The 11,773-nt window shown below is 43.1% G+C and carries 9 protein-coding genes; 2 read left to right on the forward strand and 7 right to left on the reverse strand.

The genetic code is table 11. The features are described 5' to 3' along the window. Complete coding sequence (locus H0913_RS15080; RefSeq protein WP_154638760.1) at positions 1-615, forward strand: LysE family transporter; 615 nt, start codon at positions 1-3, stop codon at positions 613-615. Between the two features lie 51 nt (positions 616-666). Here the strand turns inward: H0913_RS15080 and ftsP are convergent, their stop codons facing one another. The 7 genes from ftsP to nudF form a co-directional block, all read right to left on the reverse strand. After that, a complete protein-coding gene (gene ftsP, locus H0913_RS15085) occupies positions 667-2,082 on the reverse strand; it encodes a cell division protein FtsP (RefSeq protein ID WP_181477530.1) in 1,416 nt (471 codons plus the stop codon). 377 nt (positions 2,083-2,459) lie between these two features. Next, positions 2,460-3,188 (reverse strand): 1-acylglycerol-3-phosphate O-acyltransferase, encoded by a 729-nt coding sequence (locus H0913_RS15090; protein ID WP_154603382.1) that lies wholly within the window; start codon positions 3,186-3,188, stop codon positions 2,460-2,462. Between the two features lie 56 nt (positions 3,189-3,244). Next, positions 3,245-5,500 carry a DNA topoisomerase IV subunit A gene (gene parC, locus H0913_RS15095; RefSeq protein ID WP_181477531.1) on the reverse strand — a complete coding sequence of 752 codons (2,256 nt, stop codon included), beginning with the start codon at positions 5,498-5,500 and terminating at the stop codon, positions 3,245-3,247. A 36-nt stretch (positions 5,501-5,536) separates the two neighbouring features. Beyond that, positions 5,537-7,432 carry a DNA topoisomerase IV subunit B gene (parE, locus tag H0913_RS15100; RefSeq protein ID WP_036956276.1) on the reverse strand — a complete coding sequence of 632 codons (1,896 nt, stop codon included), beginning with the start codon at positions 7,430-7,432 and terminating at the stop codon, positions 5,537-5,539. A gap of 118 nt (positions 7,433-7,550) precedes the next feature. After that, positions 7,551-8,141 (reverse strand): esterase YqiA, encoded by a 591-nt coding sequence (gene yqiA, locus H0913_RS15105; RefSeq protein ID WP_154603384.1) that lies wholly within the window; start codon positions 8,139-8,141, stop codon positions 7,551-7,553. Next, positions 8,141-8,980 carry a 3',5'-cyclic-AMP phosphodiesterase gene (gene cpdA / locus H0913_RS15110; protein ID WP_154638763.1) on the reverse strand — a complete coding sequence of 280 codons (840 nt, stop codon included), beginning with the start codon at positions 8,978-8,980 and terminating at the stop codon, positions 8,141-8,143. Before cpdA ends, yqiA begins: the two co-directional genes overlap by 1 nt. A gap of 133 nt (positions 8,981-9,113) precedes the next feature. Next, positions 9,114-9,752, reverse strand: a complete 639-nt coding sequence (gene nudF / locus H0913_RS15115; protein WP_154603385.1) for an ADP-ribose diphosphatase — start codon at positions 9,750-9,752, stop codon at positions 9,114-9,116. 308 nt (positions 9,753-10,060) lie between these two features. On the opposite strand from nudF, the gene tolC reads away from it, so the two are divergent. Continuing rightward, complete coding sequence (gene tolC, locus H0913_RS15120) at positions 10,061-11,443, forward strand: outer membrane channel protein TolC (RefSeq protein WP_154603386.1); 1,383 nt, start codon at positions 10,061-10,063, stop codon at positions 11,441-11,443. Positions 11,444-11,773 lie beyond the last annotated feature (330 nt).

Consider the following 11,773-nt stretch of genomic DNA (forward strand, 5'->3'; position numbering starts at 1 on the left):
ATGTATCAGACCAGTATCATGGTCGCGACGATTGCCGCCCTTGGCATGATCTCACCGGGTCCAGATTTCTTTTTAATTATCAAGAATGCAGCGCGTTACCAACGTTCCGCAGCCATGATGACCGCCCTCGGTATTATCGTTGCTATTGCACTTCATATGTCTTACTGCGTGGCAGGGCTTGCCGTGTTGATCACCACAACACCATGGTTATTTAACATTCTTAAATATGCTGGTGCGGCGTATTTAATCTGGATTGGGATTAAAAGCCTAATGCCGCAAAAAGCTCAAAGCGTAGACTTAACTGCCAATCAGCATGAGCATGTCACATTCAAAAAAGCCTTTATGCAAGGTTTCTTGTGTAACGTCTTAAATCCTAAGGCAACTTTATTCTTCTTAGCGATTTTTACTCAAGTGCTTAATGTGGATTCGACATTCTCAGAAAAGCTCTGGTTCGCCTTTATTATTTGGGGTCTTGCAGTGATTTACTGGCCAATTTTGGTGTGCTTAATTCAAAGTGCGCCCGTTAGAAAAGGGCTAGCGAAAGTACAAAAATATGTGGATAAAGTCCTAGGCGTGGTGCTAGTCGCATTCGGTATACGCGTAGCATTAAGCTAATTTTTAAAGTAAAAAAGCCCGCTAATTGCGGGCTTTTTTACAGACTTTCAATTAGTTGCTACCATCTTCAGGTGTAATAACCAACTGCCCCGCCGAGCCTAAATCTGCTTTTTCGAGGTTTTGGCTATAAAATAGGAATGGGAAATGGTTGTAAGACGGTTGTAGCATCTGCACAAGTAGCTCACAGCGCCCATCAATCCAAACGGTATCTTTCCATCCAAAGTTATCTGGCTGAGCCGGCTGCCCATTACAGTTGATCACTTTAAAGCGAACACCTTCAATGTGGAAAGATTGAGGCTGTTGGCTACTCACATTCCAACGTTCCCAACTGCCTTGGCGAGAAGTAATATCTACACGCCCCGTCTCCAATTTCATGCCATTGATACCTACAGGATCATTTAGCTGGATATCACGGTTAGTAATCGAAGAGGTAATTTGTGTCGTATCCAAGACTAATTGTTTTGGAACATCGTCCGTCACCAATGACATTAATCCCGTCGCTTTAATGGTTAATATGTTGGTGGAAATTAAATTATTCGACGGTTCAAACAACCCTTTAACGCGATCCATCAACGAAGCAGATTCCCCAGCCGTAATGGTCAGCTCAGCCGTTTTCGCCATATCAATCAGTACTTCACGGCGTTCTCCCGGCGCAAGTGAAAGTTCTTGAACGCTGGCTGGCACCGTGAGCAATCCTTGGTCTGACGCTATCATCACGAAAGGACGACCGTCGCTGATTTTCATCACATAGCGTCTGGAGTTAGAGGCATTTAATAATCGTAAACGCACCCAACCGCGAGACACTTCGATATAGGGATCTTGCACCCCGTTAACCACTAATGTATCCCCGAGGAATCCATTCTCATCCATGTGATACTCAGGAACGCCAAAATTATCCAAACGTTTATCTTGAATAATAATCGGGAAATCATCTACGCCGTAATGTTTCGGTAGACGTAACTCTTTTGTGGAATCATCATCAATGATCCACATTCCCAGTAAACCATTGTAGATTTGCTGCCCCATTTTACCTTGGGTATTCGCGTGATACCAAAGCGTGGCCGCATTTTGGCGAATAGGGATCACGGGAGACCAATCTGCATTTGGCGAAATTTGTCTCGCTGCACCGCCAATTTGCGTGCCGGGGATCTGCAACCCGCTAATCGTCATTGAAACAGCATCAGGTAATCTATTGCTATAGATTAGCTTGAGATCATCACCATTTTTTACGCGAATAGTGGGCCCTGGGTAAGAACCATTAATCCCTAAAACTTCCGCAGAATATTTACCATCAAAAGACCAATGGATTTTTTGTAATGTTAAAAAGAGTGGCTGTCCCGAACGGGATTCTAACAAGGGTGGAACAGGGAGTGCGGTCGTTCCTTCTGCACTCGCATAAGTTGATACCTGCAATAAGCACACAGCCAACCCGCTAATCAGCAATGATCGGCAACGACTGAATAACATAGATTCTCCGCTAAATAAAAACCAGCAAATTATTTTAATAAATCATTATAAGTTAGTGATTTATACGAGTATTTTTAGGTATATGCTGGTAATACCACTATTTGGAATTCAATAATTTATCTTGCGACAAATTTGCGAGTCATCATATCGCGAAAGGGCATAGAATTCTAAAAATATATGTATCAATAATTGAAATATAATAAATTTGAATGGTAATAATTACGGATGAGATTAAATAACGGCGGGAATAGTGTAATAAAAGTCTCACAGTGAAAATGACATAGCCAAAATAACACAGAGGGAAGTTTTGAATGAACTTCCCTCTGTCGATACCAGTTAATTTAGTAAAATCATTGAGTTTAGTAAAATTATTGAGATTAGCGTTTATTCAACTCTTCAACTTCTTTATCTAACTCTTTGATCTTCGCTTCCATCAAATCATGGCAATATTCCGATAGCTCACGAACCTGGTCTTTAGAGTATTTCGAGGTATCAATCGGATCCAACATTTCAATAATTACATGACCATTATTCCAACGGTTCAAGCTAATTTTGTTTTGTGTGGTAGACACACACACAGGCACAATTGGTACGCCAGCAGCAATCGCAGCATGGAATGCACCCGTTTTAAATGGCAGTAAGCCACGTCCACGGCTACGTGTGCCTTCAGGAAACATCCAGACTGAAATCTTACGAGATTTAATCTGCTCAGCAACTTGGGAAATGGTGTTATGGGCTTTTGAACGGTTACCACGGTCAATCAAAATATTTCCCGTGATCCAGTATAAGAAGCCAAAGAATGGGATCAAAACAAGGCTCTTTTTACCCACGGTAACGGTTCTTGGTTGAACACCATTCGACATAGTGACCATGTCATAGTTATTTTGGTGGTTACCGATATAAATACTTGGGCCGTAATCCTTCGCTTTTTCCGGAACGCGGTCAATCATTTTAATACCGAACACATGGGACAAACGCCCAAACATACGACCAAACGTCATCACATGTCTTGGATTTCGTGGGCTAAATAGGCAGTAGATACTGCCACCTACACACACACAAATCGTAAATATGATCACAATGATAGCTCTAATTAGCGCTAGCATAATATTCCTTAACTTATGAAAAGGGCTTTAACCAAGCCCTTGAATTATTGTTATTTTTACTCTGTATCCACAGAATCAACATCAATACGTTCAATGTTATGTAAACCACGCGGTAACGATGTTCCTTTACGTCCACGCTCTGCACGGTATTTCTGTAAGTCTTCTGATTTAAATTTCAGTTTACGCTTACCAAAATAGAGTGTGATCGAGGCTCGAGGTGGGATCACCATTAACCAAACCAGTAAGTCTTCACCACTTGCGGCTTGCGCCCCTGTGATGTTAATGATTTTATTCCCCTTCCCTTTGGATAATTGAGGGAGGTCAGACACAGGGAATAATAACATGCGACCGGCTTTCGTGATGGCTAATAACAAATCTTCTTTTTCGTTATTTAGCTCAATCGGCGCCATGACTTTTGCATTTTCAGGCAACGACATCAACGCCTTACCGGTTTTATTCTTCGTCACCAAATCATTAAAGGTGCAAATAAAACCATAACCCGCATCAGACGCCATTAAGTATTTCTGCTCTTCCGGCGCCATCAGCACATGCTCAATCGTCGCTCCAGGTGGAAGTGTTAATTTCCCGGTTAACGGCTCACCTTGACTACGTGCAGAAGGTAATTCCAGCGGGTCGACAGAATAGCTACGTCCTGTGGTATCAAGGAATACCGCCGCTTGATTAGACTTACCACGGGCAGCACCTTTGAAGCTATCCCCTGCTTTGTAGCTCAGATTACTTGGCTCGATATCATGCCCTTTCGCACTACGCACCCACCCCATGTCAGACAGGACGACAGTAATCGGCTCCGATGGCAGAATTTCATGCTCGCTAAGTGCTTTAGCTTCTTCGCGCTCTTGCAGCGGCGAACGACGATCATCACCATAAGCTTTAGCATCTGCCTGAATCTCTTTTTTAATCAAAGTATTCAGACGAGCCTCTGAGCCTAAAATTGCTTGTAACTCATCACGCTCTTTGGCTAATTCATCCTGTTCACCGCGAATTTTCATCTCTTCGAGTTTCGCTAAGTGACGCAGTTTTAATTCTAAAATCGCTTCGGCTTGGGTATCCGTAATATTAAAGCGCGACATTAAGACGGCTTTTGGCTCATCTTCATTACGAATGATTTCAATCACTTCATCGATATTCAAATAAGCGATGAGTAAACCATCCAAAATATGCAGGCGTCTTAATACTTTTTCTAAACGGTGGTTTAAGCGATTACGTACCGTCTGACGACGATACGTGATCCACTCGGTGAGGATCTCCACCAGCCCTTTCACTGCTGGGCGGTTATCTAAGCCAATCATGTTTAAGTTAACACGGTAGCTTCTTTCAAGATCTGTCGTTGCAAATAAGTGGGTCATCACTTGATCGAGATCCACGCGGTTGCTGCGCGGAACGATCACTAAACGCGTTGGGTTTTCATGATCCGATTCATCACGCAGATCTTCGACCATTGGCAGCTTTTTCGCACGCATCTGGTTCGCAATCTGCTCAAGGATTTTAGCGCCGGAAACTTGATGAGGCAGCGCGGTGATTACCGCATTACCATCTTCTTTTTCCCATACCGCACGCATACGCACTGAGCCACGACCGTTTTGATAAACCTTACGGATATCTTCCGGTGAAGAGATAATTTCAGCTTCCGTTGGGTAATCAGGCCCCGGAATAAACTGCATGATCTCATCAAGATTTAACTTTGGTTTTTCCAGTAGCGCCACCAGCGCACTTGCCACTTCGCGGGCATTGTGTGGTGGAATATCGGTCGCCATACCCACGGCGATCCCCGTAGTACCATTTAATAAAATATTTGGCAGACGGGCAGGCAACATTTTCGGCTCATTTAATGTGCCGTCAAAGTTAGGTACCCAATCAACGGTACCGTGACCTAATTCGCTGAGCAGAACTTCTGCATATTTTGATAAACGAGATTCGGTATAACGCATCGCTGCGAAGGATTTCGGATCATCCGGAGCCCCCCAGTTACCTTGACCATCGACCAACGGATAACGGTAGGAGAATGGCTGCGCCATTAACACCATCGCTTCATAACAGGCGATATCACCGTGTGGATGATATTTACCTAATACGTCACCGACGGTTCTGGCTGATTTCTTATATTTTGCCGTGTTGCTCAGCCCCAATTCGGACATAGCATACACAATTCGGCGCTGAACAGGTTTAAGTCCATCGCCGATAAATGGCAACGCTCTATCCATGATGACGTACATCGAGTAGTTCAGATAGGCGTTTTCAGTAAAGGCATGAAGCGGTAAACGCTCCACACCGTCATGAGTAATTTCACTCATTCAATACGTTCCTTACTCTTATTCATCCGATTATGATCAGACCTCAATTTCTGCCGTATCGCCTTTTTCTTGCAGCCAGTTACGACGATCTTCCGAGCGTTTTTTAGCCAGAAGCATGTCCATCTTCGACATAGTTTCTGTGTAATTATCATCATCGATAGTTAACTGAACGAGGCGGCGAGTATTTGGATCTAACGTCGTTTCACGCAATTGTGGCGGGTTCATTTCACCCAGTCCTTTAAAGCGCTGGACGTTTGGTTTGCCTTTTTTACGGCTTAATCTTTCCAATACCGCATTTTTTTCACTTTCGTCTAATGCGTAGTAAGTCTCTTTGCCTAAATCGATACGATACAGTGGCGGCATTGCCATATAGACATGCCCCTCTTTCACCAATTTAGGGAAATGGCGCACAAACAAGGCACACAACAATGTGGCAATGTGCAGTCCATCGGAGTCCGCATCCGCGAGAATACAGACTTTTCCGTATCGTAGCTGAGAAATATCTTCACTATCAGGATCCATACCAATCGCGACAGAAATATCGTGAACTTCTTGGGAGGCTAAAACCTCATCTGAAGAAACTTCCCACGTATTGAGGATCTTACCGCGCAGCGGCATGATGGCTTGATATTCACGATCACGCGCTTGCTTCGCCGACCCGCCCGCCGAGTCCCCTTCCACTAAGAACAGTTCTGTCATGGAGAGATCTTGAGAGCTACAATCCGCTAATTTACCCGGCAATGCTGGGCCACTCGTAAGTTTCTTACGCACCACTTTTTTCGCCGCACGCAGACGACGCTGGGCGCTAGAAATCGCCATTTCAGCCAATTGCTCAGCGACTTGGACGTTCTGGTTTAGCCATAAGCTAAAGGCATCTTTCACCACGCCAGAAACAAACGCTGCACATTGACGAGAAGAAAGGCGCTCTTTCGTCTGCCCTGCAAATTGCGGATCTTGCATTTTCACCGATAAAACATAGGCGCAGCGATCCCAAATATCATCCGCAGATAACTTCACTCCGCGCGGCAAAATATTACGGAATTCACAGAATTCGCGCATCGCATCGAGTAAGCCTTGGCGTAACCCATTAACGTGAGTACCGCCTTGCGCTGTTGGGATCAAGTTAACATAACTTTCCGTCAGTAGCTCACCACCTTCAGGCAACCATAATAGCGCCCATTGAGCGGCTTCAACTTCCGCAGAGAATTCACCGGTAAACGGCTTGGCAGGCAGTGCTTCAAAGCCATCCACCGATTCCATTAAGTAGTCGGTTAACCCATCGCTGTAGCACCAGCTTTGCTCAGTTTCATTGAGCAGATCCTTAAACGTAATTTGTACGCCAGGGCATAAAACGGCTTTAGCTTTTAAGTTATGCGTTAAACGCGAAACAGAGAAACGCGGGCTATCAAAATAGCTTTCATCAGGCCAGAAATGGACACTGGTTCCGGTGTTACGTTTGCCACAAGTACCAATGACTTGTAAATCTTCGACTTTTTCGCCATTTTCAAACGCAATTTGATAAACCTGACCATCACGGCGAACCGTGACTTCAATACGCTTTGATAACGCATTGACCACGGAGATACCTACACCGTGCAAACCACCCGAAAATTGATAGTTTTTATTGGAGAATTTTCCCCCTGCATGCAGTTGCCCTAAAATCAGCTCAACCGCGGAGACTTTCATTTCTGGGTGGATATCAACAGGCATACCACGCCCATCATCAATCACTTCGAGGGATTGATCAGGGTATAAAATCACTTGGATGTGTCCGGCATGTCCAGCTAAGGCTTCATCGACACTGTTATCAATTACTTCTTGAGCCAAATGGTTCGGTCGGCTGGTGTCGGTATACATGCCAGGACGACGGCGAACAGGCTCCAAACCACTGAGAACTTCAATGTCCTCTGCGTTATAACTAGATTGAGTCATGTTGTCATTCTGCGGTAATAGATGATTAATTGAACTATACCCTAAATAATTCAAGAAGATTGGGGTTATTCAATCAGTAGATTACTGTTGATAATAACAGTGTATTGGCGTTTTCGCACTATTTCTCTGCGTTATCAACCAGAGACAAAAAGCGAATGATCTGCGGGAAATAACGTTCAAACCCAGCAAATGCATGATCCCCATCCGGTTCCACCGTTTGCTTACACTCTGAAAGATAGGCAACGGCTTGACGATAATCAAGTACCTCGTCCCCCATTTGCTGCAATAACCAAAGTAAGTTTGGCGAACGTATCTTTTCGAGATGCAGAGCCTTCAACTCATGCATATGTTTGGGTTCTAACACATACGTTTCATGGGTATATGGATTGGTGTTTTCTCCAAGATAGTCACTGAGTAAATCAAACGGGCTCACCGCCGGATTCACTAATACTGCGGGAATTTGATAACGCTCAGAAAAATAAATGGAGAAATAACCACCCAGTGAGGAACCCACTAAACCGATTGTTTCATGCTGATGTTCCGCAAGGATATCATCGAGTAGCTTAGCTGCTTGCTGAGGAAAATTAGGCAATTGCGGAACAATCATGTTGATCTGAGGATAATGCTCTGCCAACCACTGTTTCAGATTATTCGCTTTCTCAGACAGTGGTGAGCTATTAAACCCGTGGATATACAATAATGTTGCCATTAGTAACCATCTGAGTCAAAGTCAGGGCTAAATTCCTGAGTATTTAAACGATAAACTTGGGTTTCAATCACTTTTTCCCCTTGCTCATTCACCGTTAGCTCCAGATAACGCCAGCCCGGAGCAACCGTATCTAAAGCAAAATTGGTGCAGTGAGGCTTGAACTGTACACAGGTCGATGGTGTTGCTAATAAACGGATACCGTGCCAATTCTCATCCATCTCTTGGTGAATATGCCCACACAGCATCGCTTTCACATTAGGGTAGTTTTTAAGATAGTCCGCCAAAATATGTGAATTTCGTAAACTGTGCTGATCTAACCAAGTGCAGCCAGAAGGTAATGGATGATGATGCAGCATAATCAGTGTCGTGCGTGTCGGCTGCTCGTCTAAACACTGTTTCATCCATTCCAGTTGCTGCTCAGAAAGCTCACCGTGAGCAACATCTTGTAATTGGCTATCTAGCATTAAAATTTGCCAGTCATCACCAATAAAGACCTGCTTCGCACTCGAAATACCGGCAATTTTTAAGGTGCCTACCATCGCGGGGGGATAATCATGATTTCCCGGTAGCCAAACGCAAGGTGCAGGAATACGCTCAATCCCAGCCGCAAAATGTTGATAGGCCTTAGGTGATTGGTCTTGAACGAGATCCCCTGTGGCGACGATTAAATCGACAGGTAAGTTTTGTTCTGCAATCGCATCAAGTACCGCCTGATAGCTTCGGTAAGTATTGATCCCTAAAAGGGTGTTTTCCGTATCAGCAAAAAGATGCGTATCAGTAACTTGTAATATTCTAATAACTTTAGGGTTATTAGCAGTCACTTTAAGCTGGCTGTCCAAAGTCTTCCTTTTTCCTTAAAAATAGCGCTAAGTATTATCACCTAAACCATGAAGTGCGTAGGTCACTGATTTTAACCTAACTATCCATTAAATATCTGCTAATCAGCACACACTTCACTAGATTAATGGTTATTTAAATCAGTTTCACCCATTTTTCATGCAGCTTTTGATGATTCAATTGTAGCCATTGAATGGCAATCACGGTGGCCGCATTATCAATTTTACCCTCTTCAACCCATTGATAAGCTTGCTCTCGGCTCACTACATGCACTCGAATATCTTCATTTTCCGAGGCCAAGCCATGAATGCCTTTTGCCAACGAACTATCGACCTCTCCAACAAAAACATGAATCCGCTCGCTAGTGCCTCCAGGGCTTGATAAATAGCTAATCGATTTTTCTATACGTCCAATGGTGAGACCCGCTTCTTCCGTTGATTCGCGGCGAACCACCTCTTCGGGGGATTCATTCTCTTCTATCATTCCCGCCACTATCTCTAGCAACCATGGCGTTTCGCTTGATTCGAAAGCAGGGAATCGAATTTGCTCGATTAACACAACATTATCGGTTTGTGGATCATAAGGCAGTATTGCCCCCGCATGCCCTCTTTCAAACACTTCGCGAACAATTTCTTTACTCCAGCCACCTTCAAATAATCGATGTTTAAATCGGTATTCAATCATTTGAAAAAAACCGTTAAATAATTTACGCTTAGATATAATTTCAATATCATTTTTACTGTATTTAATCGGGTTTTCGATTTTATTATTCATTGATAGTCTCCTAATCCCTTCATTTTTATACTAACAAAGATGGAAGGATGAAATCAGTTTTTAAGGTTTTTTAACCTTAGATGAGGTAATGTTTAAACTAATTGAGACTAAATGGCACAAAAGGCTACCGTTTTCCGTGCCACACCTCTGTTACAATGTGCGCCATTATTCAAATTTATGAGCAACAATAGGGTCTGTTTTGAGAACGGTCTCTCTTTTCAGAGTTCCAACAGCCTATCATCGTCCGTAATATGATAAGTTTTAGACAACAGGCTCCATATAATTTGCTGTTTAATCAAGGAATCCAAATGAAGAAACTGCTTCCCCTTTTTATTGCGATGAGTTTTGTGGGTCTCAGTGCTAATAGTTACGCAGAAGATTTACTTCAGGTTTACCAAAAGTCCAAAGACAGTAACCCGGAACTCAGAAAGTCATTTGCTGAACGTAATCAAGCTTTTGAGAAAATCAACGAAGCACGTAGCCCGCTGTTACCGCAATTAGGTTTAGGCGCTGGAGCAACTTATGGCAGCGGTTACCGTGATGCAAGCAATACCGAAAGCACGGGTCTTAATGCGTCATTAAAATTGACCCAGACTGTGTTTGACATGTCAAAATGGCGTCAGTTGGATCTTCAAGAAAAAACCGCAGGAATTTCTGATGTTACCTATCAGACAAGCCAGCAACAGCTTATTTTAGATACTGCAACGGCTTATTTTAACGTACTGAAAGCCATTGATGCATTATCTTACATCCAAGCCAACAAAGAAGCGGTTTACCGCCAGTTAGACCAAACAACGCAACGTTTTAACGTCGGCTTAGTCGCAATCACTGACGTGCAAAACGCCCGTGCAAATTACGATAGCGTGATTGCACAAGAAGTCGCTGGTCGCAATGATTTAGTTAACGCAGTTGAAAAACTTCGCCAAGTCAGCGGTGTTTACTATAGCCAGTTAGCCTCTTTAAATATCGACCGCTTCAAAACTGCTAATCCAGACGATGTTGAGTCTATCTTAAAAGAAGCTGAGCAACGTAACCTGAGCTTACTGAGTGCTCGCTTAGCACAAGACGTTTCTCGTGAAAACATCCGTTTAGCAGAAACTGGCCATATGCCAACCGTTGGCTTAGATGCATCAACTAGTGTTGCAAACACCTACCAGCATGGTAGTGGTTATGATCGTTCTGGTGGCGCAAATAACAGCTACAATGGCCAAAACAGTATCGGCTTAACATTAAGCCTGCCATTATATTCTGGCGGAGCAGTAAGTTCACAAGTTGAACAAGCACAATATGGTTTCCAAAGTGCTAGCGAACAACTGGAAAGCGTTTACCGTAACGTTATCCAATTAGTTCGTTCTTCTTATAACAACGTGACATCATCAATCAGTAGCATCAACGCTTATAAACAAGTTGTTGTTTCAGCGCAAAGCTCATTAGATGCAATGGAAGCTGGCTACCAAGTAGGAACTCGTACTATCGTTGACGTGTTAACAGCAACAACTGCGCTGTATCAAGCGAAGCAAAACCTGTCTAATGCCCGTTACGATTATATGATCAACCAGCTGAACATCGAATTTGCACGTGGTACGTTAAACGAAGATGATATTGCGCGTTTAAATGCCAGCTTAGGTAAAGAGATCCAAACTTCACCTGACAGCATTATTCGCAACTCGACCGCACCAAAAATTAAATAATCATTTAATTAAGTCGATGAAAATAGCTCGCCCAAATGGCGGGCTATTTTTTTAGCCCTATCATCCAAGCGCTTATTTTGAAATAACGCGAATTTATCTGTCCTCTATATAATGAATAACTTACTGTATTATTTATCCATCTAACTCTTAAAATTCAGTCAATTCTGACTAAACTTAATTGCAACCATAGTCAAAAAATAATCATAATTAATTTATTGATATCAAAGAAAAATAGGAATTACTCAGCATTAGATTTCACCAACAATATGCAAAAATGGAATCAATTTCGCTAAATCCATCATTTCCCATTATTTGTGCAGCATTTGTACT

The organism is Providencia rettgeri (assembly GCF_013702265.1).
Classification (GTDB): domain Bacteria; phylum Pseudomonadota; class Gammaproteobacteria; order Enterobacterales; family Enterobacteriaceae; genus Providencia; species Providencia zhijiangensis.

What these genes read in the sequence shown, in the direction of transcription:
- ftsP (WP_181477530.1), bottom strand. Translation starts at nt 2,082, where the DNA reads ATGTTATTCAGTCGTTGCCGATCATTGCTGATTAGCGGGTTGGCTGTG.
- nudF (WP_154603385.1), bottom strand. Translation starts at nt 9,752, where the DNA reads ATGAATAATAAAATCGAAAACCCGATTAAATACAGTAAAAATGATATT.
- H0913_RS15080 (WP_154638760.1), top strand. Translation starts at nt 1, where the DNA reads ATGTATCAGACCAGTATCATGGTCGCGACGATTGCCGCCCTTGGCATG.
- yqiA (WP_154603384.1), bottom strand. Translation starts at nt 8,141, where the DNA reads ATGGCAACATTATTGTATATCCACGGGTTTAATAGCTCACCACTGTCT.
- H0913_RS15090 (WP_154603382.1), bottom strand. Translation starts at nt 3,188, where the DNA reads ATGCTAGCGCTAATTAGAGCTATCATTGTGATCATATTTACGATTTGT.
- parE (WP_036956276.1), bottom strand. Translation starts at nt 7,432, where the DNA reads ATGACTCAATCTAGTTATAACGCAGAGGACATTGAAGTTCTCAGTGGT.
- parC (WP_181477531.1), bottom strand. Translation starts at nt 5,500, where the DNA reads ATGAGTGAAATTACTCATGACGGTGTGGAGCGTTTACCGCTTCATGCC.
- tolC (WP_154603386.1), top strand. Translation starts at nt 10,061, where the DNA reads ATGAAGAAACTGCTTCCCCTTTTTATTGCGATGAGTTTTGTGGGTCTC.